The organism is Devosia sp., assembly GCF_965229025.1.
GTDB lineage: Bacteria > Pseudomonadota > Alphaproteobacteria > Rhizobiales > Devosiaceae > Devosia_A.
In genome coordinates, this window is sequence record NZ_OZ245853.1 from 406,491 (window position 1) to 430,919 (window position 24,429).

Annotated in this window: 21 protein-coding genes; 13 read left to right on the forward strand and 8 right to left on the reverse strand. The window is 63.0% G+C overall.

The window, feature by feature from the left end; all coding sequences use genetic code 11:
* Positions 1 to 144: 144 nt before the first annotated feature.
* On the forward strand, positions 145 to 1,140 hold the full coding sequence (locus ACO06J_RS02010; RefSeq protein ID WP_421759029.1) for an AraC family transcriptional regulator: 996 nt from the start codon (positions 145 to 147) through the stop codon (positions 1,138 to 1,140).
* A 21-nt stretch (positions 1,141 to 1,161) separates the two neighbouring features.
* On the opposite strand, the gene ACO06J_RS02015 is transcribed toward ACO06J_RS02010, so the two are convergent.
* Entirely contained in the window at positions 1,162 to 3,054 is a 1,893-nt protein-coding gene (locus ACO06J_RS02015; RefSeq protein WP_421759030.1) for a diguanylate cyclase, read from the reverse strand.
* Between the two features lie 181 nt (positions 3,055 to 3,235).
* Here ACO06J_RS02015 and ACO06J_RS02020 point away from each other — a divergent pair, with 181 nt between their 5' ends.
* The 7 genes from ACO06J_RS02020 to ACO06J_RS02050 all read left to right on the forward strand — a co-directional run bounded on the left by ACO06J_RS02020 (position 3,236) and on the right by ACO06J_RS02050 (position 11,876).
* Positions 3,236 to 4,252: a LacI family DNA-binding transcriptional regulator gene (locus ACO06J_RS02020; RefSeq protein ID WP_421759031.1), complete on the forward strand. Its 1,017-nt coding sequence runs from the start codon at positions 3,236 to 3,238 to the stop codon at positions 4,250 to 4,252.
* Positions 4,253 to 4,356: 104 nt separating this feature from the next.
* Complete coding sequence (locus ACO06J_RS02025) at positions 4,357 to 5,634, forward strand: ABC transporter substrate-binding protein (RefSeq protein ID WP_421759032.1); 1,278 nt, start codon at positions 4,357 to 4,359, stop codon at positions 5,632 to 5,634.
* Between the two features lie 210 nt (positions 5,635 to 5,844).
* Positions 5,845 to 6,726, forward strand: coding sequence for a carbohydrate ABC transporter permease (locus ACO06J_RS02030; RefSeq protein ID WP_421762427.1), 882 nt, complete (start codon positions 5,845 to 5,847; stop codon positions 6,724 to 6,726).
* Positions 6,723 to 7,538: a carbohydrate ABC transporter permease gene (locus tag ACO06J_RS02035; RefSeq protein ID WP_421759033.1), complete on the forward strand. Its 816-nt coding sequence runs from the start codon at positions 6,723 to 6,725 to the stop codon at positions 7,536 to 7,538. Before ACO06J_RS02030 ends, ACO06J_RS02035 begins: the two co-directional genes overlap by 4 nt.
* Before the next feature lie 9 nt (positions 7,539 to 7,547).
* Complete coding sequence (locus tag ACO06J_RS02040; protein WP_421759034.1) at positions 7,548 to 9,797, forward strand: glycoside hydrolase family 2 TIM barrel-domain containing protein; 2,250 nt, start codon at positions 7,548 to 7,550, stop codon at positions 9,795 to 9,797.
* Entirely contained in the window at positions 9,794 to 10,852 is a 1,059-nt protein-coding gene (locus tag ACO06J_RS02045) for an ABC transporter ATP-binding protein (RefSeq protein WP_421759035.1), read from the forward strand. Before ACO06J_RS02040 ends, ACO06J_RS02045 begins: the two co-directional genes overlap by 4 nt.
* Positions 10,853 to 10,970: 118 nt before the next feature.
* Complete coding sequence (locus ACO06J_RS02050; RefSeq protein ID WP_421759036.1) at positions 10,971 to 11,876, forward strand: S1C family serine protease; 906 nt, start codon at positions 10,971 to 10,973, stop codon at positions 11,874 to 11,876.
* Between the two features lie 21 nt (positions 11,877 to 11,897).
* Here the strand turns inward: ACO06J_RS02050 and ACO06J_RS02055 are convergent, their stop codons facing one another.
* The 7 genes from ACO06J_RS02055 to ACO06J_RS02085 all read right to left on the reverse strand — a co-directional run bounded on the left by ACO06J_RS02055 (position 11,898) and on the right by ACO06J_RS02085 (position 19,473).
* The gene (locus ACO06J_RS02055) at positions 11,898 to 12,884 is read right to left on the reverse strand and encodes an ABC transporter permease (protein ID WP_421759037.1); all 987 of its coding nucleotides are present in this window, start codon (positions 12,882 to 12,884) and stop codon (positions 11,898 to 11,900) included.
* Between the two features lie 9 nt (positions 12,885 to 12,893).
* Positions 12,894 to 13,880 (reverse strand): ABC transporter permease, encoded by a 987-nt coding sequence (locus ACO06J_RS02060; protein ID WP_421762428.1) that lies wholly within the window; start codon positions 13,878 to 13,880, stop codon positions 12,894 to 12,896.
* A 26-nt stretch (positions 13,881 to 13,906) separates the two neighbouring features.
* Positions 13,907 to 15,451, reverse strand: coding sequence for a sugar ABC transporter ATP-binding protein (locus ACO06J_RS02065; RefSeq protein WP_421759038.1), 1,545 nt, complete (start codon positions 15,449 to 15,451; stop codon positions 13,907 to 13,909).
* A gap of 71 nt (positions 15,452 to 15,522) precedes the next feature.
* Positions 15,523 to 16,647 (reverse strand): sugar ABC transporter substrate-binding protein, encoded by a 1,125-nt coding sequence (locus ACO06J_RS02070; protein ID WP_421759039.1) that lies wholly within the window; start codon positions 16,645 to 16,647, stop codon positions 15,523 to 15,525.
* A gap of 140 nt (positions 16,648 to 16,787) precedes the next feature.
* Positions 16,788 to 17,519 (reverse strand): FadR/GntR family transcriptional regulator, encoded by a 732-nt coding sequence (locus tag ACO06J_RS02075; RefSeq protein WP_421759040.1) that lies wholly within the window; start codon positions 17,517 to 17,519, stop codon positions 16,788 to 16,790.
* A 227-nt stretch (positions 17,520 to 17,746) separates the two neighbouring features.
* Entirely contained in the window at positions 17,747 to 18,583 is an 837-nt protein-coding gene (locus ACO06J_RS02080) for a DeoR/GlpR family DNA-binding transcription regulator (RefSeq protein WP_421759041.1), read from the reverse strand.
* A 200-nt stretch (positions 18,584 to 18,783) separates the two neighbouring features.
* The gene (locus ACO06J_RS02085; RefSeq protein ID WP_421759042.1) at positions 18,784 to 19,473 is read right to left on the reverse strand and encodes a GntR family transcriptional regulator; all 690 of its coding nucleotides are present in this window, start codon (positions 19,471 to 19,473) and stop codon (positions 18,784 to 18,786) included.
* 81 nt (positions 19,474 to 19,554) lie between these two features.
* On the opposite strand from ACO06J_RS02085, the gene ACO06J_RS02090 reads away from it, so the two are divergent.
* From ACO06J_RS02090 to ACO06J_RS02110, 5 genes are all read left to right on the forward strand, one after another.
* The gene (locus tag ACO06J_RS02090; RefSeq protein ID WP_421759043.1) at positions 19,555 to 20,697 is read left to right on the forward strand and encodes a mandelate racemase/muconate lactonizing enzyme family protein; all 1,143 of its coding nucleotides are present in this window, start codon (positions 19,555 to 19,557) and stop codon (positions 20,695 to 20,697) included.
* 53 nt (positions 20,698 to 20,750) lie between these two features.
* Positions 20,751 to 22,022 carry an ABC transporter substrate-binding protein gene (locus ACO06J_RS02095; RefSeq protein WP_421759044.1) on the forward strand — a complete coding sequence of 424 codons (1,272 nt, stop codon included), beginning with the start codon at positions 20,751 to 20,753 and terminating at the stop codon, positions 22,020 to 22,022.
* A 229-nt stretch (positions 22,023 to 22,251) separates the two neighbouring features.
* Complete coding sequence (locus ACO06J_RS02100) at positions 22,252 to 23,175, forward strand: carbohydrate ABC transporter permease (RefSeq protein WP_421759045.1); 924 nt, start codon at positions 22,252 to 22,254, stop codon at positions 23,173 to 23,175.
* The gene (locus tag ACO06J_RS02105) at positions 23,162 to 24,073 is read left to right on the forward strand and encodes a carbohydrate ABC transporter permease (RefSeq protein WP_421759046.1); all 912 of its coding nucleotides are present in this window, start codon (positions 23,162 to 23,164) and stop codon (positions 24,071 to 24,073) included. The genes ACO06J_RS02100 and ACO06J_RS02105 overlap by 14 nt, the downstream gene beginning before the upstream one ends.
* On the forward strand, positions 24,070 to 24,411 hold the full coding sequence (locus ACO06J_RS02110) for an L-rhamnose mutarotase (RefSeq protein WP_421759047.1): 342 nt from the start codon (positions 24,070 to 24,072) through the stop codon (positions 24,409 to 24,411). Before ACO06J_RS02105 ends, ACO06J_RS02110 begins: the two co-directional genes overlap by 4 nt.
* The last annotated feature ends 18 nt before the right edge of the window (positions 24,412 to 24,429 follow it).

The window sequence follows — 24,429 nt, forward strand, 5'->3', positions numbered from 1 at the left end:
GCGCGGTTGATATCAGTTCGGACAATCTGCAAAGCCTTGGCGGTGTTTTCTGGTACGCCAGAAAGATCTGACGCCCTGTTGTAGAGCTTTGGTTTAGTTGTTCTTTCCGTCTCTGATGACCCCCAGAATCTATGATTTGGTGCTATGAAAGACCATGATCGAAACCTCGTAAGGGATGCTCAATCGTCCAGAGCTGAGCGCATGCTCGCCTCTCGGGTGGATCTTCTGTCCCAGATGCTTGAGTTGGTGAGGCTTCGGGGAGAACTGGTGTTTTCCGCTGACCTCAACCATCCATGGGCGCTGCGCTTCGAGCCCGGATCGGCGTATTTCTTTGTCGTGCTGGAGGGGCGCCTGACCGTGGAGGCGGCAGACAGGCCGGCCGTGGTCGCCGTTGCGGGTGACCTCGTCATGCTGCCGCGGGGCGTAGGACTTGTACTCGGTGACGGCAGCGGGGCAATGCCGGCGAACGCCGCCGACCTTATGGAGGAGCAGTTCACCGCCGAGCGGTTGGGACTTCGCCATGGCGGCAATGGGGAGCAGACCCGCGTTATCGCCGGTTCGTTCCGTTTCGAGAGTTCAGCCGTACCCTGGGTCGTGTCGGCGCTGCCCGCCGTGATTCACGTTGCGAAATCGGGCGGCCAGACCAGCGGCTGGCTCGAGGGGCTGGCCCATTTCATGATGATGGAAGCCCAGACCGTGCATCCGGGCTCTTCGGTCATGATCTCCCGCCTCATCGACGTGCTGATCATCCGCGTCATTCGGACCTGGGCGCATACCAGAAACGTGGACGATACAGGCTGGCTGGGAGCGCTGGCGGACCCCCGCATCAGCCGTGCCCTCAAGGCCATTCACGATGAGCCGTTCCGCAAATGGAGCGTGGCCGATCTCGCTGGCGCGGTTGGCATGTCGAGGTCGAGCTTTGCCGAACGGTTCTCGTCGCTGGTCAAGGAGGGGCCGCTCTCTTACCACAACCGGTGGCGGCTCACGCTGGCGCATGGCCTGCTGGGTCAGGCCAATGCACGGGTCGGCGAGGTGGCAAGGCGGGTCGGCTACGATTCCGAAGCGGCTTTCAGCCGCGCGTTCAAAGCGCAGTTCGGGGTTCCGCCGGTGGAGATACGGGCCACACATTCGCAGCGGTGATGCGATGGCGCTGCCGGTGGGCTAGCGGATGGCCGCGAGGCGCTCGTTGATGGGGTGCTTGGCGCGCCAGCCGGTGGCGCGGTCGCGGCCGGCTTCCTTGGCGGTGTAGAGGGCCTCGTCGGCGCGGACGATGAGTTCGCTGGAGCGGCGGCGGGTCTCGTGGCCGGTGTAGCTGGCAAGGCCGATCGAGACGGTGACGACCTGCTTTTCGCTGGCGCCGTGCGGGATGGCGAGGTCGCGGAGGCTGGTGCGCAACTGCTCGGCGACAGTGAAGGCGCCGTCTTCGCCGGTATTGGGGAGAATGATGACAAACTCTTCGCCGCCATAACGGGCGATGTCATCGCCCGGGCGGCGAACGACGGCGCGGATGCAGGCGCTGAGGCGGCGGAGGCATTCGTCGCCGGCGGGGTGGCCGTAGAGGTCGTTATAGGCCTTGAAGCGATCGACATCGACCAGCAGCAGGCTGATCGGGGTGTGATCGCGGGCGCTGCGGGCGAGCTCTACATCCAGGGCTTCGTCGAAGCCACGGCGGTTGAGGAGGCCGGTTAGGCTATCGGTGGTGGCGAGGAGCTTGAGTTCGTCGGTGAGGCCAAGCAGCGAGACTTCGGCCTGCTTGATCGTGGTGACGTCCGAGATGACGACGACGACCCAGCCATCGCTGGTGGGACGGGAGCGGATCTGCATCCAGCGGCCATCGGAGAGGTTGACCTCCTGGTCGCCGGCGACGGTCAAGGTGGCCGCGGTGCGGTCGATCCAGGCGTCCTCGCCGCCAAACGGGATGTCGCGCTGTTCGCCGGTTTCGACGACGGCGCGGAGGATGTCGCGGATGTGGGTACCAGGGACGCGGACGTGGGCGGTGAGCGGGAAGGCTTCGTGGTAGCGCTGGTTGTGGAACACCAGGACGCCGTTCTGGTCGAACAGGGCGAGGCCGTCGGACATTTCGGTCAGCACGTAGCTGAGCTGGTTGCGGCTGGCGATCAATTCGGTTTCCAGACGCTTGAACTCCGAGATGTCCTTGGTAACGCCGGTGATGCCGATGACTTCGCCATCGGCGTCGCGGATCGGGGTTTTCGAGGTGGAGAACCAGTGTTGGTCGCCGGAGGCGTCGACCAGATTCTCTTCGAGGTTCCGCATCTCGAGGCCGGAGCGCATGACCTTCTGCTCAAGGTCCATAAGGGTCGCGGCGCGCTCGGGCGTGGTGAGGTCGAGATCGGATTTGCCCAGCATTTCGGCACCCTCGCGGAAGCCGTTGAAGCAGGCGACGGCCTCGTTGACGGCGACGAACTGGTGGCGCGTGTTCTTGACGTAGAGGAAGTCGGGCGCCTGCTGCAGGGCGGCACGGAGGAGGCGCCGCTCGTGGCCCTGGCGCATTTCGATCAGGTTGAGGCAACTCGCGCCGAACGTAACCGCCACGTTGAGCAGCCACAGCGGAACCCCGAACTGCAGGAGTGACGCGGTGGCTTTTGGCGCGAACATGAGAATGAGGATGGGTGTGGGGGCGACGATGGCGGAAAAGATCAGCGCCCGCCACCAGTTGGGCCGGCCGCGGTGGCAGAGGTAGTAGGCGCCGAGACCCAGGCTCGAGGTAATGCACATTCCGATCAGGCCGCCGCCGGTTCCAACGCCACCCATGGCGAGGCGGAAGCTGCCGGCAATGGCGAGACTGGTGAGGGCGCCGACCGGCCCCCCGAAATAGCTGGCGATGGCAAGCAGGGGCGTGCGCAGGTCAACGATGATGCCGCTGGGGGTGCTGATCCCGAACAGGATCGATATTGCGGCGCCGCAGCCCATGGTGATGCCGAGAACAGCCAGCCGGGTGAGCCGGGGCCGGTTCTCGATCGCACGCTGGATGTGCGCCCAGGTGGCAAAGACCAGGGCGACGACCAGTAAGTTGCCCATCAGGGCTTGCCACATGTGCGACGGATCCCACTCAAAAACTGGTGCAGATTTTACGCTGCCAGATGCCAGCAACCCGTTAACGGAGCGGGAACAGGTGAATCTGTCGGCGCGGCCTGGAGCGCTGCGGTACGGACGGATTATTGACAAAGCCCGGCCGGGCGGTCAGGCGTGTGACTGAGGAAAGAGTTTTCAGGCCATGGTCACAATCAAAGAGATCGCCACTGCAGTTGGCGTGTCGAGCGCGACCGTGTCGCGCGTGTTGAACTTTGACGCGACGCTTTCGATTACCGCCAAGAAGCGGCAGAAGATCATCGAGACCGCAGAGGCGCTGAACTATGCGACGCCGCGGGCGCGCAACCGGGCGAGCCAGCAGGGACTGAGCCGGGTAGCGCTGGTGCATTTTCTGAGCCCCGACCAGGAACTGGTCGACCCCTATTATGTGGGGTTGCGGCTGGGGATCGAGCGGCGCTGTGCGGCACTGAAGATCGAAACGCTGAAGGTTTACCACACCAACGAGATGCCAGACGCGGCGCTGCTTCAAAGCGTATCGGGGGTAATTGCCATCGGCCGGCAGGACGACAACGAGATCGCCTGGTTGCGCCGGCACAGCCGCAACCTGGTGTTCGCGGATTTCGCGCCGAAGGACGACGAGGTCGACAGTGTTGAAAGCGACCTGGTCGTGGCGACCCGCAAACTGCTGCAGGCTTTGACCGCGATGGGGTACAAACGGATCGGCTTTGTGGGCTGGGACGATGTGTATAACGGGGTGAAGCGGGCGCTGCCCGAAAAGCGTGCGCGGGCTTATATGCAGTGGATGAGCGAGCATGGCCTGTTCGACGAGCGCATGTGCCGCACTGACAATAATACCGAGGAGAGCGGCTACCGGCTGACCCTGCAGATCCTCAGAGAGAGGACGCCGCCTGACGCCATCATAACATGTAATGACAATATGGCGGTGGGTGCATATCGCGCGATTGCCGAGCTGGGATTGTCGATCCCCCGCGATATTGCGGTGGCTAGCTTCAACGATATTTCCGTGGCACAGTTTCTCAACCCGCCGCTTTCCACCGTGCGGCTGCCGTCCGAGGAAATCGGCGAGACGGCGGTTGAGATGCTGATGGAGCGGGCAAGCGGGCGTGAACTCGCCAAACACATCACGCTTGCCAGCCAGCTGAAATGGCGCGCCAGCACAAGGCACCCCGACGGGGAGTGACCGAGATAAATATTTACTGAAAATATTGCGCTCGCTGATCCGGGTCGCTAGAACTCTCCCCCGGAGGCACCTTAAATCGTGCCATGTGTCTGGGAGGACAATCCATGAGAATCGTATCTGCGGCTCTGCGCCGCGCCCTTGGTGTTGCCGTTGCGGGCGTCAGCCTTCTGACCGTCACCGCAGCGATGGCTGGTGAAGTCAAAGTCTGGTGCTGGGACACCAACTTCAACGGCGCTGCGATGAAGAACGCCGCCGCCCGTTACACTGCCGCGCATCCTGACGTGACCATCACTATCGACGACAGCATGGGCCAGCAGGATATCCGCGACAAGCTGCAGACACAGCTGCTGGCCAACGCCACGGATGGCCTGCCCGATATCGTGCTGATCCAGGACGATGTGGCGCAGAAATATCTTCAGTCGTTCCCCGGCGCTTTCGTGCCGCTCAGCGACAGCATCGATATGTCCCAGTTCGCGCAGTACAAGGTGAAGCCGGCCACGTTGGACGGCAAGTCCTACTCGCTGCCCTTCGATTCCGGCGTGACCGGTTTCTTCTATCGCAGCGACTACCTCGAGGCTGCCGGCTACAAGGACGCCGACCTGCAGGGCATCGATTGGGACAAGATGATCTCGATCGGCAAGGACGTGAAGGCCAAGACCGGTCATAACCTGATCGCATGGGACTCGACCGGCGATGGCATCATCCGCATCATGATGCAGTCTGCCGGCAAGTGGTATTTCAAGGCCGATGGATCGCTCGATATTCTCGAGAATGCTCCGCTCAAGGCGGCGCTTGAAACCTACGGCAAGCTCATGCAGGCCGACATCGTCAAGACAGTGTCGGGCTGGACCGATTACACCGGTGCGTTCACGTCGGGCGATACCACGGGCACCATCGACGGTGTGTGGATGACCGGTACAGTCAAGTCGCAGCCCGACCAGGCGGGCAAGTGGGGCGTTGCTCCGATCCCGAAGCTTGTGGGCGTTGATGGCGCAACCAACTACTCGAGCGAAGGCGGCTCAAGCTGGTACGTGCTGTCCTCGGCCCCAGCCAAGGATGAGGCGATCGATTTCCTCAAGACGGTCTGGGCCGGCGACAAGGACTTTTACCAGACCATCCTGACCGGTCAGGGCGCGTTCAGTGCCTGGATGCCGGCCGTTGATGGCGATGCCTACAAGTCGTCCGACGCCTTCTTCAACAACCAGCCGGTCTGGAAGAACTTCTCCGACTGGCAGGCCAAGATCCCTGGCATCGAGTATGGCACCTACACCGCCGAAGTTGACCAGGCGGTTCTCGCCCAGCTCCCGACCATTGCCAAGGGCGGCAGTGTCGACGACGCGCTGAAGGCCATCAACGACCAGGCCCAGCAGCAGATCCAGTAAACCTCAAGAGGGCGCGGGGATTTAAGACCCGCGCCCTTGGCTTGCTGCCGCCACACTATCCTGAGGAGGCGCAACCGCCGCCTCGCCCGCGATTGGATGTGGCGCCGGGTGATCCAGTCGGTTCAGGCAACAGGGAGCCCGCCAGTGGCCCAGACACGTCCAGGCGAACACGTCCGACCGCGCCCTTTGCGCTTTGGCCAGCCGGCCCGCATCGCTCGCGGCGAACAGATCAGTGGCTGGCTATTCATCGCTCCCGCGCTCGTCCTGCTCGGAATCTTCATGATCTATCCGATCATCTGGTCGCTCTGGATGAGCTTCCAGGTCGGCAAGGGCATGAACTTCAGCTTCGGCGGCTTCGCCAACATCGTCCGCCTGACCAAGGATCCGGTGTTTATCCGGGCATTGACCAACACGTTCATATTCCTGGTCGTGCAAGTCCCCATCATGATCGTGCTCGCGCTGCTGTTTGCGGCTGCGCTCAACGATCAGAGCCTGCGCTTCCGCGGCGTGTTCCGTACAGCGATCTTTTTGCCCTGCGTCACTTCGCTGATCGCCTATTCCACTCTGTTCAAGTCGATGTTCTCCAGCGATGGCGTGGTCAACAAGGGCCTGCTCGCACTTCACGTTATCAGCGACCCGATCCCCTGGTTGCAGGATCCGTTCTGGGCGAAAGTGCTGGTCATCCTCGCCATCACCTGGCGCTGGACCGGCTACAACATGGTGTTCTATCTGGCGGCATTGCAGAACATTGACCGCTCGATCTATGAAGCGGCACGCATCGACGGTGTCCCCGCCTGGGCCCGCTTTCGCTACCTCACCATCCCGATGCTGAAGCCGGTGATCCTGTTCACGACCGTGATCTCCACCATCGGCACGCTGCAACTGTTCGATGAAGTGTATAACCTCACAGGTGGTACCGGCGGTCCGTCCGATGCGACCCTCACCCTTTCGCTCTATATCTACAACCTGACCTTCAAGTTCATGCCAAGCTTCGGCTACTCCGCCACGGTCTCGTGGGTCATCGTGCTGCTTGTCGGTATCCTCAGCGCCTTGCAGTTCTTCATCGCTCGCGATCGCAGGCCAGTGGCATGAACCCGCTCGCCCTCTTCCGCCGCGGCCTGGTCTACCTGATGCTGAGCGTTGCTGCCTTTTTGTCGGTCTTTCCGTTTTACTGGATGATCGTCGGGGCCACCAACAAATCCGCCGACGTGGTCACCGGCAAGGCGACCATTGGCGACAATCTCCTCACCAACGTCGCGAGCCTGTTTGCGACGATCGACGTGCCGCGCGTCTTCTTCAACTCGACGTTCATCTCGGTGGTTGCCACGGCGTTGACCCTGGCCGTCTCCTCCCTGGCCGGGTACGGATTCGAAATGTTCCGGTCGCGCTTTCGCGATCGCATCTTCGGCCTGATGCTGCTGCTGCTGTCGATCCCGTTCTCGGCGCTGATGGTGCCGCTGTTCGTGATGATCTCGTCGGCGCACCTCAACAACACCTGGCTGGCCGTCATCCTGCCGGGCATCTCGTCGATCTTCATCGTCTTCTATTTTCGGCAGGCGACCAAGGCGTTCCCGACAGAACTCCGCGACGCGGCCCGGGTCGATGGCCTCAAGGAATGGCAGATCTTCCTCTACATCTACCTGCCCGTGATGCGCTCCACCTATGCGGCGGCGACCATCATTGTGTTCCTCGCGAACTGGAACAATTATCTCTGGCCGCTGATCGTGCTGAACACTGCCGACAACAAGACCGTCACGCTCGTCGTCTCGGCGCTCACGTCATCGTACACCCCCGACTACGGCATGATCCTGTTCGGCACGGTTCTCGCCACACTACCCACCCTCATCATTTTCTTCGCTCTCCAGCGCCAGTTCGTCGAAGGACTGACCGGCTCTGTGAAATAAGGTTCCGATATGTCTTCGCCCGTCGATTTCAATGGTGGCTGGTCCTTCCATGCCACTGCCTCCGCTGACCTGATTTCTGCGTTCCGGGAGGGTGAGACTGTTCGCTTGCCGCACAATGCGGTGGAGCTGCCGTTCTCGTATTTTGACGAGACGAGCTACCAGAAAAGCTTCACCTACCAGAAGCTGCTGCGGGCCGATCTGGCCTGGGCGGGCCAGGAAGTGGCGCTGGTGTTTGATGGCGCGATGGCCAATGCGAAGGTCTACCTCAACGGCGCCGAGATCGCGGCGCATGCGGATGGCTATACGCCGTTTGCAGCGCGGCTGACCGGTAAGCTGGGCGCTGGCGACAACCTCATCACGGTAGTGATCGATGGTAGCGAGAACCCACTGATCCCGCCATTTGGCGGGCGGATCGACTACCTGACCTATGCGGGCATCTATCGCGAAGCCTGGATCAAGGTGACGGCGCCGGTATCGGTGGGCAATGTGAAGATCGAAACGCCGGATGCACTGGCGGCGACCAAGTCCGTGAAGGTGCGGGTCGATCTCGCAAATCCGCAGGGGCTGGCGGTTTCCGGGTCGGTGACGGTACGGCTCGAGGATAAGGCGGGCAAGGTGCTGGGGACCGCCAAGGCGGGCGCGGCGGGAACCAGCGTGGCGTTGACGCTGGGCGGGCTCGAAGGGCTGGCGCTGTGGGAACTCAAAAATCCGGTGCTTTATACGCTGGTGGTGGAACTCGACACACCGCATGGGCACGATGCGACGGCGACCCGGTTTGGGTTCCGGACGGCCGAGTTCACCACCGAGGGTTTCAAGCTCAACGGCAAGGTGCTGAAACTGCGCGGGCTCAACCGGCACCAGTCGTTCCCCTATGTCGGCTATGCGCTGGGCAAGGCGGCGCAGGAGCGCGATGCGGAAATTTTGAAGCACGAGCTGAAGCTCAACATGGTGCGCACGTCGCACTATCCGCAGAGCACGTATTTCCTCGATCGCTGCGACGAGCTGGGGCTGCTGGTGTTCGAAGAAATCCCGGGCTGGCAGCATATCGGCGGGGACGAGTGGAAGGCCGAAGCGGTGCACAATGTGCGCCGGATGATCGAGCGCGACTGGAACCACCCTTCGATCGTGATCTGGGGCGTGCGGATCAATGAATCGCGCGACGACCACGATTTCTACGTCGAGACCAACAAGCTGGCGCATCAGCTCGACACGACGCGTTCGACCGGCGGGGTGCGTTACATCACCGAGAGCGAGCTGCTTGAAGACGTCTACACGATGAATGACTTCATCCTCGGCAACGAGGAACTGGGCGGCAACCGGCCGCGCACGGCGCTCAGGCCGCAGCAGGAAGTGACCGGGCTCGACCGGGTGGTGCCGTATATGATCACCGAGTTCGGCGGGCACATGTACCCGACCAAGAGCAATGACCAGGAGCAGCGGCAGGCCGAGCATGTGACGCGGCATCTGCAGGTGCTGAACGCAGCTTATGGCGACCCGCAGATTGCCGGCGCGATCGGCTGGTGCGCGTTCGACTACAACACGCACAAGGATTTCGGCTCGGGCGACCGCATCTGCCACCATGGCGTGATGGACATGTTCCGCGAGCCGAAGTTTGCGGCGTTTGCCTATGCCAGCCAGTGCGAGCCGGAAGAGGACGTGATCCTCGAGCCGGTGACGTTCTGGGCGCGGGGCGAGCGCAATATCGGCGGCGTGCTGCCGCTGATGGTGCTGACCAATTGCGACGAGGTCGAGATCCGCTACGGCAATAACCCGCCGAAGCGGCTGGGGCCGGATCGCGAGAACTACCCGCACTTGCCGCATGCGCCGGTGGTGTTTTCCCGCAAGGACTTCTCCAACGAGGAGCTGGGCCTGTGGGGGATGGAATGGAACGACGTCGAGATCGTCGGCTATATCGACGGCAAGCCGGTCAAGGATGTGCGTTTTGCGTGTGACCCGGTGCCGGAAACGCTGGACCTCGTGGCTGACGCCGATGCTGTGGCGACCCATGACAGCGTGCGCGTGATGGTGCGGGTGCTGGATCAGGCGGGGCACAAGCTGCCGTTCTATCCTGAGCCGGTGCAAATTTCGGTCACCGGGGCCGGCAAGCTGCTCGGGCCCTCGCTGGTGCCGCTGCGGGCCGGGTCGACCGGGTTCTGGATCGAGGCGACGGGGACGGGCAAGATCAATGTCGAGGTGACGGCCGCGCGGCTTGGCATGACGCGGCTTGAGCTGACGGCGGGCAAGGGGGGACGAGGATGAGCGGCCTGGAACTCAAGAATATCCAGAAGTCCTATGGCTCGGTGGAGGTGATCAAGGGCGTTGACCTCGAGATCGCCAGCAAGGAGTTTGTGGTGTTTGTCGGCCCGTCGGGGTGCGGCAAATCCACGTTGCTGCGGATGATCGCAGGGCTGGAGCCGATCACGGGCGGCGACCTCACCATCGGCGGCAAGCGGATGAACGATGTCGATCCGAGCAAGCGCGGCATCGCGATGGTGTTCCAGACCTATGCGCTCTATCCGCACATGACGGTGCGTGAGAACATGGGCTTTGCGCTGCGCTTTGCGGGCGTGAAGAAACCCGAGATCGCAAAACAGGTCGATGAGGCGGCGCGGATCCTGGAGCTCGGGCCGCTGATGGAGCGCCGGCCGAAGGAATTGTCGGGCGGGCAGCGGCAGCGCGTCGCCATAGGGCGGGCGATCGTGCGCAACCCCGAGGTGTTCCTGTTCGACGAACCACTGAGCAACCTCGATGCCGAATTGCGCGTCCATATGCGGATCGAGATCGCGCGGCTGCACAAGGAATTGCAGACCACGATCATTTACGTGACGCATGATCAGGTCGAGGCGATGACGCTGGCCGACAAGATCGTGGTGCTGCGCGAAGGGGTGATCGAGCAGGTGGGCACGCCGCTTAAGCTCTATGACGATCCGGATAATCTGTTCGTCGCCGGATTTATCGGCTCGCCGAAGATGAATTTTTTGAAGGGTGTGGTCGAGGGCGGGGCGGTGCGGTTGCCTGACTATGGCAACCAGGTGCTGCCGGCGAACGTGAAGGTTGCCGATGGCACGCCGGTGACGGTTGGCATCCGGCCCGAGCACTTCAAGATTTCGGGTTCGTCGATGCTGGAGCTGAAGATCGAATTGATCGAGCATCTGGGCGGCGAGACCTATGCCTATGCGGGCTATGGGGCGGGTGAGTTGTTGACGCTCGCGACCAATAATGACCGGCAGATCAAGGCGGGCGACACGTATCAGGCGCGGTTCGACCCCGCTTCTATGCTGCTGTTTGGAGCTGACGCGCAGCGCATCCGCTGAAGCGGGCGCGTGCTTTGCCGTCACGGCTGCCCTTGCAGGCGGACGTGGGGCTGACTATTTCTGGGTGGAGTGGCCCGCCGGTTTCCCCCTGCCGGCAGCACGAAACCAGGACATGCCCATGGAACTCGACCCCGCCCAGCGATCCGTCGTCGCGGTTCGCGCCAATATCCCTGATGACGCCTTTACCGCGCAGACGCTCGGTACGGTGCGCGAGGGGAGTGGCGTGGTGATCCGCGACAGCGGCGTGGTGCTGACCATCGGGTACCTGATCACCGAAGCCGAGGAAGTGTGGCTGACGACGAATGATGGACGCGTCGTCGCGGCGCATCCGATCGGCATCGACCAGGAGACCGGGTTCGGGCTGGTGCAGGCGATGGGCGAGTTGGGCCTGCCGGCGCTGGAGCTCGGCAATTCCACGGCGACCAAGCTCGGCGATGACGTGCGGTTCGCCGATGGCACGGGGCGGATGATCGATGCCAGCATCGTCGCCAAGCAGGAGTTTGCCGGGTACTGGGAATATCTCCTCGATGAGGCGATCTTTACCGCGCCGGCGCACCCGTCATGGGGTGGAGCGGCGCTGATCGGGGAGGACGGGAAGCTCCTCGGTATCGGTTCGCTGCGGTTGCAGATGGTGCGCAATGGCAGCGTTGCCGACATTAACATGATCGTGCCGATCGATCTGTTGCGGCCCATTCTCAACGACATGCTGACGCGGGGCGGGGTGAACCGCCCGCCGCGGCCGTGGCTTGGGGTATTTTCGGCTGAGAACAACGGCGAAGTGGTGGTGATGAGCGTGGCCCAAGGGGCACCCGCCGAGAAGGCAGGCCTCAAGCAGGGTGATGTCATTTCCGACGTACGAGATGGCGAGGTCGAGGGGCTGGCGGACTTTTACCGCAAGGTGTGGAGCACAGGGCCGGCCGGATCGGAAATGCCGATCCGGGTGGTGCGCGATGGGCGCGACACCTGGGTGCGGATCAAATCCGCCGACCGCAACAGCTTCCTTAAGAAGCCCCAGCTGCAATAGCAGCCGGGGTATATTCCGTCGCTAGCTGCGGACGCGCGGGGCGCGGCCGTAGAGCAGCAGCATGACGATGATGACGCCGCCATAGATGATCTGGCGGCCGAACTCGGCGATCTGCATGACGCTGAGGATCGACTGCAGCAGCGTGATCAGGATGACACCTGCGACGGTGCCGAGGTAGCTGCCGCGGCCGCCGAGGATCGAGGTGCCGCCGAGCACCACCGCCGCGATGGCGGGCAGCAGGTAAGCATCGCCCATCGATTGTGCGGCCTTGCCGGCGTAGCCCGCGAGCAGTACGCCACCGAAGGCTGCGAGGCCGCCGCAGAGGGCGAAGGCGATCATCACCACGCGTTGGGTGGGCACGCCCGAGAGGTAGGCCGCGACCTCCTTGTTGCCGATGCCGTAGACCGAGCGGCCGAAGGTGGTGCGGCTCAACAGAAACACCGCGAGGGCGCCGACGATGGCCCAGACGAGAACGGCATGAGGCACGCCCAGCGTCGATTGCGCGGCGATCCATTTCATGGCGCCAGAGGCCGCATCCTGCGGGGCGAAGCCGCCGGTATAGGCGACCATCAGGCCTTGGGCGACTGCGTTAACGGCGAGCGTGATGATCATCGAGGGGATACGGAGGTAGGCGACGCCGATACCATTGACCAGCCCGACGAGCACGCCGCAGAGGACGCCGAACGGGATGGCGAAGAGCTCACCCATGGGGCCCCAGGAGACGGCAGCGGAGGCCATCATGGCGCCGAGCGTCACCGTCCAGGGGACGCTGAGGTCGATCTGGCCGAGGAGGATCACCAGCATCATGCCGGTGGCGATGACGCCGAGGAAAGCGCCGACCTTGAGCTGCTGCAGCAGATACTCGGGCGAGAGAAAGTTCGGCGAGTAGAGGCTGCCGAGGAACAGCAAGAGAATGATGCAGGCAAAAGCCGTGGCGACCGGCAGATCGATGCGGTCGCGCCAGTGGCGTGGCTTTGTCGGGGCGACGATGGAGGTGGTGTCGGTCATATCGGGGTCTCAACCAAAGAGGTCTAGCCGGTTGCGCACCTGGAACAGGCGCGCCGAACCGATGGAAACGGCAAGCAGCAGGACGACGCCCTGGAAGAGCGGCTGCCAGAGCGGATCGATCTCGAACACGAAGAGCAGATCGCCGATGGCACGGAAGGCGAGGGCGCCGAAGATGGCGCCGACGGCGCTGCCGCGGCCACCGAAGAGCGACACACCGCCGAGGACAACGGCAGCGATGGAGTAGAGCGTATAGGTGTTGCCGTTGGCCGCCGAGGCTTCGCCCGAATAGGTGAAGAAGGTGAGGTAGAGCCCGGCGAAGGACGCGAAGACGCCCGAGAGGACGTAGGCGAGGAATTTGGCGCGCTTCAGCGGCATGCCGGACATGTAGGCGGCGACCTCGGACGAGCCCGAGGCATAGACGGTGCGGCCCAGCACTGAGCGGCGGAAGGGGATCCAGATTACCAGGACCGCGACGGCGAGGAAGATCAGGCTGGCGGGGACGATGCCGAAGACCTTGCCGGTCAGCGCATCGGCGAAATCGGAGGCAAAGCCGGGATCGGAGCCGGGGAAGGGACGGATCCACAGTGCGACGCCGAAGAACACCGCGCCCGAGGCGATGGTGGCAACGATCGGCTGCAGGCGGCCAACGATGACGATGGCCGCATTGATGGCGCCGCAGACGGCGCCGGTGAGGATCACTGCGACCACACCACCCACCACCATCAGCGGGGAGCCGACGACGACATAGGAGGCGAGGCAGTTACAGAGGATGAAGACCATGCCGACCGAGAGGTCGATGCCGGCGGTGAGCACTACAAAAGTCTGCGCCATGGCCACGAGTGCCAGCAGTACGCCCTTGTTGGCGGCGGTCTGGACCACATTGGGTGTGAAGCCTGCCGGGTGGTTCATCACATAGAAGGTGAACATCACCACGAATATGGCGAAGGCGGTGAGCGTGCCGCGTTGCTCGGCGAGCCAGAAGCGCCAGTCTTTCATGCCCGAGTTCTTCATGCCCGAGTCTTTCATGCCATCGCCGGAGTTGCCTCCGCCTCCGTCACATCGAGATTGAGGGCGCTGGCGATGAGCGCCCGTTCGGTGATTTCCGGGCCAACGAGGGTGCGCTTGATGGCGCCGTCATACATGACCAGCACCTTGTCGCAGCAGCCGATCAACTCGTCATAGTCGGTCGAATAGAGGACGATGGCGGCGCCGGCATCGGCGAGCTTGCGGAGGAGGAGATAGATCTCCTGCTTGGTGCCGACGTCGATGCCGCGGGTGGGATCGTTGAGAAGGATGATGCGCGGATTGCGCATCAGCCACTTGGCGATCACCACTTTCTGCTGGTTGCCGCCCGAGAGCGAGCCGACCGGCACGGCGGTGCCATCGGTCTTGATGGCGAGGAGTTTGACCATATCCTCGATGCGTCCGCTCTCGGTCGCCTGATCGACGATGCCGCCCTTCGAGAACAGGTCGAGCGCGGCAAAGCTCAGGTTGTCGCGCACCGACATGGGCAGCATCAGGCCCTCGGTTTTCCGATCCTCGGGGATCAGCGCCATGCCGATGTCATCGGCCTTGGCGGCGCGGGGCGAGTTGATGTTGCGCGGCTTGCCGTCGATCAGGATATCGCCGCTGGCGCCGCGGAGGACGCCGAAGAGGGCGAGGAGCAACTCGCGCTGGCCCTGACCGTCGAGGCCGCCGAGGCCGACGATTTCGCCGACACGCGCCTGCAACGAAACGCCGGAGAGGCGTGGCGCCCAGGTGAGGTTGCGCACTTCAAGCACGGCGTGGGCGGTGTCGGGTTGCGGGGCGGGTTTTGGCGGGAAGACGTGGTGGTATTCGCGGCCGATCATCATTTCGATGATCTGGTCATCGGTCTTGGTGCCGGCCTCAAAGGTCTCGATCTTCCGGCCGTTGCGGAACACCGTGCAATCGTCGGCGAGTTCGGCGATCTCGTGCATGCGGTGCGAGATGTAGAGGAGCGCAATGCCTTCGGAGCGGAGGCGCTTCAGCACCTCGAACACGGTTTTGACGTCTGCGGCGGTGAGCGCGGAGGTCGCCTCATCGAGGATGAGGACGCGCGGTTTCCGGGCGAGGGCCTTGGCAATTTCGATGATCTGGCGTCGGCTGAGCGGCAGGTCCTTGACCAGCGCGGAAGGATGAATGTCGGCGCCACCGGCGCGGGCCAGGGCTTCTTCGGCGAGACGGCGCTGGGCGCGGCGATCGATCATGCCGAAGCGGGTGGGGGGATTGGAGACGATGATGTTGTCGGCGACCGAGAGGTCGGGGATCAGCGAGAGTTCCTGGAAGATGCAGACGATGCCGGCGGCGTTGGCGGCGGCGGGATCGGCGAAAACGACGGGCTTGCCGTCGAGCAGCATGCGTCCCTCGTCGGGCGCGACGACGCCGGACATAGCCTTGATCAGAGTCGACTTGCCGGCGCCGTTTTCGCCGAGGATGGCGTGAACGCGTCCGGCCTCGACGATGAGGTCAGCTTTTTCGAGCGCCCGGACACCGCCGTAGCGCTTGGAGATCCCTTCCATCTGGAAGAGGGGGACGTGGTCCGCCATGATGCGTTTCCTAAAACCAGAGAGTGTCGCCGCGAGGCCAGGGCGCCCCGCGGCGTTCAGGCAACCAGCGGTTACAGGTTGTCCTTGCTCTGACCCATGATTTCCTGGGCGGTGAAGTTGATGCCGCAGGTGGGGAAGGAGTTGCCGACGAAGAAGTTGTCGGACTGGTCGGCGTAGAAGTTCACGCCGTCCTTGAAGTCCGGATCTTCGACGATGGCCAGCGGCAGCTTGACCGACTGGGGCACGACCTTGCCTTCGAGCGCATCGATGGCGGTCTTGATGGCAACGGCGACCTGCGCCGGGCCGGTGCCCGCCGACGAGCAGACGAGGCCATCAGCCGAGTGGGCGCCGCAGAACTTGCGGAAGCCGTTCTCGGTTTCGCCACCGAACGGGACGAACGGATGGCCGGCATCGATCATCGCCTGCACGATGCCGGTGTCACCGCCCTGGGCCGCGATGCCGTCGAACTTCTGGTGCACGGCAATGGCATCGGCCGTGGCCTTCTGCGCAGTGCCGTCATCCCACTTGCCGACGACTTCCACGACGTCCCACTTCTTGCCCGACGCATCGAGCGTTTCATGGAGGCCATTGTGGCGATCGGTATCGACAGAAGTGCCGGCGACGCCGCGCACTTCAAGCACCTTGCCGCCATTGGGGATATGGTTGACCAGCCAGGTGCCCCAGAGCGAGCCGAGGCCCTTCTGGTCGACGTTGACGTTGATGGCGTCCTTGGTGTCGAGGATGTTGTCGAACGCCACGAGGATGACGCCAGCTTCCTTGGCGCGCTTGATGACCGGGGCGAAAGCCGTCGGGTTCTGCGCGTTGACGACGATGGCGTCGTAGCCGGAATCGATGAAGTTGTTGATCGCGGCGATCTGCGCGGCAACGTCTTCACCGGTGGAGACGACCTTGAATTCCTTGAGCTTTGCAGCAACGTCCGGCTGCGCGGCGTAGGCCTTGGCCGTCTGGATCATCTGGATGCGCCAGGTGTTGGCGATATAGCCGTTGGCGAGCGCCACGCGGAACGGGCCAGTCTTGGCGGGATACTGCAGGAACTCGGTCGAGGCATCCCACGGCACATAGCAGGCGGGATCGGCAGCCGGACCGGCCACGACGGCAGGGTCAGCCATTGCCACGCCGGCAGTGGTTAGCATCAGGGCGGCGATTGCCAGCCCAGCGGTCTTGATCAACTTCATTTTCTCCTCCCAGAGAATGCTTGAAGGTTTCTCTCTCCGTAAGAGCGGGCCCCGTCCCTCAACGGGGATTGCCGCTCTTTTTCGGGGCTTTGCCCCTATCCGGCGCGCCCCTTGGGGTGGCGCCAAATTTCATAAATTGGCTACTCCGTGAACACTGCGAGGCCGGCCTCGAGGTGCTGGCTGACACGATACTGGTAGGCGAGCCGGTTGCGGCTCTCGAGTGCATCGACGATGGCAGCGTGCTCGTCGAAATTGGGCAGTTGCGCGTGGCGCTGCGCGAGCCCGTTTTCCATGATCTTGAGCATGACGGGCTTCATGATGCGGTAGATCTGCGAAATCTGCTCGTTGCCGAGGATGGCGACGAGTTCGGCATGAAAGCCGAAATCGAGCTGGGCGATGACGTGGTCGATGGTTTCGGCGCGCATGCGGGTGTTGATGGCGCGGAGATTGGCGATATCGGCAGTTGTGCAGCGCTCGAACAGGGTATCGACCGAACCGACCTCGATAAGGCGACGAAACGCCTGGGTATCGACATAGGTCTGGCGGCTCAATTCGAGCGTGGTGAACGAGTAGAGGTCGAAGACAGCGTCGGTGCGGCGGTCTGTGATGATGGCGCCGACCTTGGGGCGGACATCGACGACGCCATAGGTCTTGAGGATGCGCATGGCCTCGCGCACCGTGGTGCGGCTGGACATGAACATGTCGCCCAGTTCGCGCTCGGAGGGCAGCGGATCGCCGACGCCGAGGTTGCGGGTGTCGATGAGATGCTTGATCTGGCCGACGAGCGTTTCGACCGCGGAATCGGGCATGCGCAGGCGCTTCTGCTGCGTGATGGGCTCTCTCAGCCGCACGACATTGCCCTCAGCCGACATCGCCGGACTGTCCCCTCGACAAAGATTGTGAAACCCCTCGTCCTGCATTTGTAGGACCAGTTCAGGCTATTTCCCGCCGAATGGCCTGTCAAGGGGACTAGCATGTTAGCATTTCACGGGTTGTGAGACGCCGTGGTACGACGATTGGGGGAGGGCGTGGACTGCTGAAAATGCAGTGGCCCGCGCCGGTTGGCTCTGAGCGAGCATCTGAGAGGTGCGCGGCTGCCTCAGCCGGCGATGATCACGGAGACGCCGCGGCGTTCGAATTCGCTGCGGTCGGCGTCGGTGATGCCGTCATCGGTGATGAGGGTATGCACCATCTCGACGCCGCCGAGGGCTGAGAACGAGACGCGGCCGATCTTGGTGGAATCGGCGAGGAGGTAGACCTTAGAGGCGGCTTTGACCATGGCGCGCTTGACATAGATGTCGCCGATCGCGGGGTAGGTGAGACCCGCTTCGAACGAGATGCCTGCGGTGGCGAGGAAGAGCTTTTCGGCATAGATGCCGACGAAGAAATCGGCGGATTTTTCGCCACTGAGCGACAGCGTGGGGGCCTTGAATTGGCCGGCCGGCATGTGGACGGTGTTGGTCGGGATGGCACCGAGGATTAGCGCGATGTTGAGCGCGTTGGTGATGATGTTGAGGTCGCTCCGGGTGCGCAGGTTTTCGGCGAACTGGGTGGTGGTGGTGCCGGAATCGATGATCAACGTGTCGTGGTCGGCGACCAGCGCCGCAGCCGCCATGCCAATCTTTTGCTTGATGTCCATGTTCTGCACATGCTGCAGCGACATCGAGCGGACCTGCTGGGGAACCGAGCGGAGATATGCGCCGCCGTGCTCGCGGGTGATGTGGCCTTCGGTATCGAGGCGCTCGAGATCCTGGCGGATGGTGGCTTCAGAGACAGCGAAGGCGGTGGAGAGGTCGCGGACGCGGGCGCTGCCTTCTTCCTGTAGCCATTCGAGGATCTTCATGCGGCGCGGTTCGGCCAGCAGTTGCGGCTGGGTGCCGTCGCCGGCGATGGGCGGGCGCTTGCGGATGGTCTTGGTCGTCAATGGCCTGCGCATGTGAGTCCCCGCCTGGCTCCGATGAGCCCGCCAGCCAAACGGCCCGCGTCACTGCAAATTGTTTGTCATCGGCGAATGCTGAATGCAACAGGCTGCGCGCGGGTGTTGGGGGGCAATCCGACCGTTCAGGGGCTCCTCACCCTCACCCTAGATCCCTCCCCACAAGGGGGAGGGAGACGACTGAGAGGCCGAAGGTGATGTTAGAACATGCCCATGTGGCGCTGGAGGGCAGCGTTAAAGTGGGCGGAGAGGGCGGCGACGGCCCTTTCGGGGTCGCGGGCCTTGCAGGCGACGATGATGTCCATGTGCTCGCGCAACGACCGCTGGGCGAGGGGAATGGTGATCTTGCGGTCGAGGCGCACGAGCTTGAGGTAATTGTGCATGCGCTTGTAGCTGGTTTCGATCAGCGGGTTGTTGAGGCTGCCGATGATGCCGTTGTGGAGGACCAGTTCGAGCTGCTCAAGTTCGGCCCGGACCCGGTCGGTGAGTCCCTCGCTGTCGAGATCGGCCATGGCCTGACGGTGGCGGCGTTCGACTTCAGCGAGTTCGGCATCGTCGGCTGTTTCAGAATAGATGGCGACGGCGGCGCGTTCGAGAATGCCGCGGAACTGGTAGGTCGAGCGGGTGAGTTCCAGCCCCGGCTTGACGAACTGGATGCCGGAGCGCGGGTGGATGGTGAGGACGCCCTCGGTTTCGAGCACCTTGAGCGCATCACGCAGCGGGCCGACAGGAATGCCGAGCAGTTGCACAAGATCGTTCTGCGAGACGAAGGCGCCGGCCGGGATCTTTCGCTCGAACAGGGTTTCGAGGATGCGGGTATAGGCGAGATCGCTCAGCCGCCCGCTATGGACCAACTCCGGCACTTCTGACGAACTGTTGCGCGTAGCCACTTGCGGCCTTTCGGTCTCTGGTCTATTACACCCGTCGTCTGATATATCAGGCGCAACGGTTAGTCTATTAGGTCGGATAGCATGCGCATTGTCGAGTTCCGCATTACCCGCTTCCAGTTTGCCCGCGAGCGCGTGATTGGTGACAGCCAGGTGCGCGCGGACGACGCGAATGTAGCGGCGCTCGAGCTGATTGCCGATACCGGAGCGGTCGGCTTGGGGTTTATCCAGACCTTGTTTTTCCCGCTGCCCGATCTGGCCGAGATCGAGCGGGTGTTTGTCTCCGAAGTCTGGCCCAATATCGAAGGTCAGCCGCCGGCGGCGCTGGCGCATCGGTTGGGCCGGCCGCGCGGCGGCAACCAGCGCGCCTATACGCTGCCTTTCCATGAGGCGCTGCAGGTGGCGCTGTGGGATCTGGCGGCCAAGGAAGTCGATCTGCCGCTGCATAAGCTCCTGGGCAGCCGCCGCGACAAGGTTGAGGCCTATGCGAGCGGGCTCGATTTCCACCTCTCGGACCACGACTTCAGCGAATTCTTCGGTCATGCGGACTCGATTGGCTACCGGGCCTTCAAGATCAAGGTGGGCCACAAGGACTTCGAGTGGGATCTGAACCGGCTGAAGCTGGTGGCCAAGGCGGTGCGGCCGGGCGCGCTGCTGATGATCGATGCCAACGAAGCCTGGGGCGCCAAAGAGGCGGTGACCAAGCTCGAGGTGATCCGCAGGGCAGGGTACGATCTGCTCTGGGTGGAAGACCCGATCCTGCGCAACGATTTCGAGGGCCTGCGCCTGCTGCGCGAAAGCTGCAGCTGGACGATGATCAATTCGGGCGAATATCTCGATGCCTCGGGCAAGCGCCAGCTGATGCAGGCGGGCGGCACCGACATTCTCAACGTGCACGGCCAGGTGACGGATGTGATGCGGATCGGCTGGCTCGCCGCCGAAATGGGCATTCCGGTTTCGCTGGGGAACACCTTCCTCGAGATTGGCGTGCACATGGCGGCGGCGCTGCCTGAAGTGCAGTGGCTCGAGTATTCGTTCCAGAATTTCGACCACCTTGTCGACGAACCAATCCGTATTGCCGACGGTTGGGCTTATGCGCCCGACCGGCCGGGTCACGGCCTGGTGCTGAACGAGACGGCGCGCCGGGAGTGGGCGCGGCCAAAACTGCTGCCGAGAGCCGAACTCGGCGATGCCCCTTTCAACCCGCGCGTCAAGAACGCGCGCTAAATCGTGGCGGGCGCACGCCTGCTGCTTCTGCACACTTGTCTGGAGGAGACAAAATGAGATTGAAGAGCACACTGGTCGCGCTTTCAGCCCTAATGGCTGCCAGCCCGGCTGTTTCGATGGCCGGCGAAATCACCGTCTGGGCCGATGCCACCCGCCAGCCCGCCGTCGAGGCGTTCCAGGCGGCGCATCCGGACGTCAAAGTGAACCTTGTCGTCGACGATGGTTCGTCGGGCGCTTCGGGTACCTTCCAGACCAAGATCGGCCTTGCCGATCAGGCTGGCGAAGGCTGGCCGGACGTGGTGTTTTCGACCCAGAACAACGACGCCGCATGGACCTCCAAGGAGACCAATGGCGTCCAGGCTTTCGCGCAGGTGCTGAACGACGGCTTCCTTGACCAGGCGTTCCTTGATGGCTTTACGCCGGGTGCGCTTGATCCGGTGACCATCGACGGCAAGGTCTACGGCCTCCGTAACGACCTCGCGCCGGTGCTGTTCTGGTACAACAAGACGCTGCTCGACAGCTTCGGCTACACGGCTCCGACCACCTGGGAAGACTATCAGGCGCTGGGCGACAAGCTGGCGGCTGAGCACCCGGGCTATTTCCTCGGCGCCATCGGCGACAGCTTTGAAGGCCCCTATGTCTACTACTGGAGCGGCCAGGCGCCGATCTTCCAGGTCGAAGGCGATGCCTTCAAGTCCGACACTTCGGCTCCCAATTCGAAGAAGGTCAGCGACCTGATCGACCATATGGTTGCCAACAAGACGCTGACGCTCGACAGCCTGTTCGGCGCGTCGTTCGTGGCGAGCGCCAGCAAGCTGGTCGCCATTCCGGGCGCTGCATGGTATTCGGGCGCCCTGTTCCAGAACCCGGGTGGCGTCAATGCCAAGGCCGGTGACTGGGTCGCTGCGCCGCCGCTCAAGTGGGCTGATGGCGATGCGGTGACGGGCAATGTCGGCGGCGGTGTCTGGTACGCGTCGAGCCACACGGCCAACGCCGAAGACGTCAAGACCTTCCTCAAGTTCATCGTTTCTGACGAAAAGACCGCGGGTACCGGTGGCCTGCCGGCCTATAAGGCGGCTGCCGATACGTGGCTCGCAGCGCAGGCGGCCAGCGGGTTCTATGCTGGCGACTTCCCGGGTGCGATTTCGACCGCTGCGGGCAGTGTCTGGAACGGCTGGGGCTACCCGAACTTCTCGCCTGAAACCTCGTGGGCAAAGGTGATCACGCCGGGCCTTGCTGCCGGCAAGACCATGAACGACCTCGCGGCCGACTGGCAGCAGGAAATGAAGAACGAAGCTCAGGTTGTTGGCTACACGGTCGAGTGACCTCTAGCCTGAGATGAATGTCGGGGCGCAGCCTGTGCCCCCGATCTGGTTGGATGGGGACGCCGGGGCGAAGTCTTGCCTCGGTGTCATCCCTGCGAAAGCAGGGACCCAGCTATCCTCTGGTGCCGGCTGTGACTTGGGTCCCTGCCTTCGCAGGGATGACAGCCGGTGGACCGGATATTCCCGCCTTCGCTTTCGTAAACAATTGTAGTGCCTGGAGCTGCCCCGCGTGACCACGATCGAGCAAATCTCTGCTACTCCGGCCCGCGGACGATCGAGCCGCCGCAGCGTGGAGCGGTCACAGGGCCGGATCGGACTGGTGTTTGTCGGCCTCTACACGCTGTTTCTCCTGGTGTTCGGCGTCTTCCCCTCAATCTATGCGATCTACCTGGCGTTCAGCAAACGCGGTGCGTTTGTGGGTTTTGATAATTTCATCAAGGTCTTCAAGGATTACCGCTTCCTGCCCGCAGTGGAGCATGTGGGCATCTACCTCGTGGTGTGGCTGGTCAGCCTCGTGATCCTCGTGGTGCTGCTGGCGCTGGTCGTCCACTCAATCGGGGCCAAGTGGCTCTCCACCAGCATGCGGTTTGTCTACTACATCCCCGGTGCGCTCGCTGGCGCTTCGAGCGTCGTGGTCTGGCTGTTTGTGCTCGATCCGACGGTGAGCCCGGTGTCGTTCCTGCTGCGTGCGATAGGCCTGAACTCGCTGGTGCAGGCGGTGCAGGCGGACAGCCTGCCGTTCGTCCTCGCGATGATTGCGTTCTGGACGGGTGCGGGCGGCTGGATCGTCGTCATGTACGGCGCGCTCAACAATATCAGCCGCGAAGTGCTGGAGGCGGCGCGCGTCGATGGTGCGGGGCCGATCCGGACGGCGTGGTCAATCCAGATCCCGCTGATGCGCAAATGGATCGCTTATATGGTCGTCCTGTCGTTCGCGAGCGGCACGCAGCTGTTTGTGGAGCCACGCGTCTTGTCGCAGGCCAGCCGAGGTGTGGTGTCGCAGGACTATTCGCTGAACCAGTTGGCCTTCCTCTATGCCTTCAAGCAGAGCGACTTCAACGGCTCGGCGGCGATCTCTCTGGTGCTGCTGGTGGTGGCGCTGGCCTTGAGTGTGTTCTTCGTTTTCCGTGGTGGTTTGTTTGAGCGCGCCTAGTAACGTTTTGGGGCGCCCGCAGGCGGCGATGACCCCGGGTGAGTGGCTGGGCCGCGTCTTTGCGGTGCTGCTGCTCACTATATTTGCCCTGTTCTTTCTGGTGCCGCTGATCTGGCTCTTGATCGCGCCGACGAAGACCGACCGCCAGCTGCTGCTGGAGAACCCGTTCGCCTTCGGTGACCTCTCGACGCTGGCGGCCAACTGGAACAGCCTTGTGACGTTCCAGAACGGGCTGCTGTGGACCTGGATTGGCAATTCGGCGTTCTATTGCGGGGCGGCGCTGGTGATCACGCTGGTGATCTCGATCCCGGCCGGCTACGCCATGGCGCTGACCGAGTTCCGCGGGCGGAAGACGCTCTTGGCGGTGACGCTGATCGTGATGCTGGTGCCGAGCACGGCGCTGGTGCTGCCGATCTTTCTCGAGCTCAGCGCCATGAAGCTGATCGGCAACCCGCTGGCGGTGATCCTGCCGTTCTCGTTCTTCCCGTTCGGCGTCTATCTTACCTACATCTACTTTTCGACGGCGGTGTCGCGCGACCTGCTCGATGCGGCGCGGATCGATGGGGCCAACGAGTTCCAGGTGTTCTGGAAGATCGCCATGCCACTCGCCACCCCGGTGATCGCGCTGGTGGGGTTCTTTAATTTCACCGGCAACTGGAACAACTACTTTTTGCCTTACGTGACGCTGCCTGGGCGGAAGTCGCCGATCCAGGTGGGCTTGGCGGAGCTGTTGTCGAACGTGCCGGCGTTCAATCCGACCAATGCGGGATCGACGACGATCTCGCTGTCGGCGTTGGCGTTGGCGACGCTGATTGCGATTGCGCCGGTGCTGATCGTGTTTCTGTTCTCGCAGCGGTTCCTCGTGACCGGAATGACGGCCGGGGGGACCAAGGAATGAGCAGCAAGCCACAGCGGATGGGAATGGTCATCGGGGTGAAGCCCGAGAAGTTGGCCGAGTACAAGAGGCTGCACGCCGAGCCCTGGCCCGATATGGACGCGGCGCTGAGCGCCGCCAATATCCGCAATTACTCGATTTACCTGCGTGAGCCGGAAAACCTGCTGTTCGGATACTGGGAATATATCGGTTCCGACTATGCCGCGGACATGAAGGTTCTGGGCGAGTTGGCGGTGACCAAGCGCTGGCTTGCCCTGACCGCCCCCTGCCAGATGCCGCTGAAGACGGCGGCCGAGGGGGAATGGTGGTCGACGATGCCGGAAGTGTACCATCTCGACTGACGGGACTTAGGGAGGACG

Coding starts and splice junctions, on each gene's coding strand:
- ACO06J_RS02010 (WP_421759029.1), top strand. CDS start 145: ATGAAAGACCATGATCGAAACCTCGTAAGGGATGCTCAATCGTCCAGA.
- ACO06J_RS02015 (WP_421759030.1), bottom strand. CDS start 3,054: ATGTGGCAAGCCCTGATGGGCAACTTACTGGTCGTCGCCCTGGTCTTT.
- ACO06J_RS02020 (WP_421759031.1), top strand. CDS start 3,236: ATGGTCACAATCAAAGAGATCGCCACTGCAGTTGGCGTGTCGAGCGCG.
- ACO06J_RS02025 (WP_421759032.1), top strand. CDS start 4,357: ATGAGAATCGTATCTGCGGCTCTGCGCCGCGCCCTTGGTGTTGCCGTT.
- ACO06J_RS02035 (WP_421759033.1), top strand. CDS start 6,723: ATGAACCCGCTCGCCCTCTTCCGCCGCGGCCTGGTCTACCTGATGCTG.
- ACO06J_RS02040 (WP_421759034.1), top strand. CDS start 7,548: ATGTCTTCGCCCGTCGATTTCAATGGTGGCTGGTCCTTCCATGCCACT.
- ACO06J_RS02045 (WP_421759035.1), top strand. CDS start 9,794: ATGAGCGGCCTGGAACTCAAGAATATCCAGAAGTCCTATGGCTCGGTG.
- ACO06J_RS02050 (WP_421759036.1), top strand. CDS start 10,971: ATGGAACTCGACCCCGCCCAGCGATCCGTCGTCGCGGTTCGCGCCAAT.
- ACO06J_RS02055 (WP_421759037.1), bottom strand. CDS start 12,884: ATGACCGACACCACCTCCATCGTCGCCCCGACAAAGCCACGCCACTGG.
- ACO06J_RS02060 (WP_421762428.1), bottom strand. CDS start 13,880: ATGAAAGACTGGCGCTTCTGGCTCGCCGAGCAACGCGGCACGCTCACC.
- ACO06J_RS02065 (WP_421759038.1), bottom strand. CDS start 15,451: ATGGCGGACCACGTCCCCCTCTTCCAGATGGAAGGGATCTCCAAGCGC.
- ACO06J_RS02070 (WP_421759039.1), bottom strand. CDS start 16,647: ATGAAGTTGATCAAGACCGCTGGGCTGGCAATCGCCGCCCTGATGCTA.
- ACO06J_RS02075 (WP_421759040.1), bottom strand. CDS start 17,519: ATGTCGGCTGAGGGCAATGTCGTGCGGCTGAGAGAGCCCATCACGCAG.
- ACO06J_RS02080 (WP_421759041.1), bottom strand. CDS start 18,583: ATGCGCAGGCCATTGACGACCAAGACCATCCGCAAGCGCCCGCCCATC.
- ACO06J_RS02090 (WP_421759043.1), top strand. CDS start 19,555: ATGCGCATTGTCGAGTTCCGCATTACCCGCTTCCAGTTTGCCCGCGAG.
- ACO06J_RS02095 (WP_421759044.1), top strand. CDS start 20,751: ATGAGATTGAAGAGCACACTGGTCGCGCTTTCAGCCCTAATGGCTGCC.
- ACO06J_RS02110 (WP_421759047.1), top strand. CDS start 24,070: ATGAGCAGCAAGCCACAGCGGATGGGAATGGTCATCGGGGTGAAGCCC.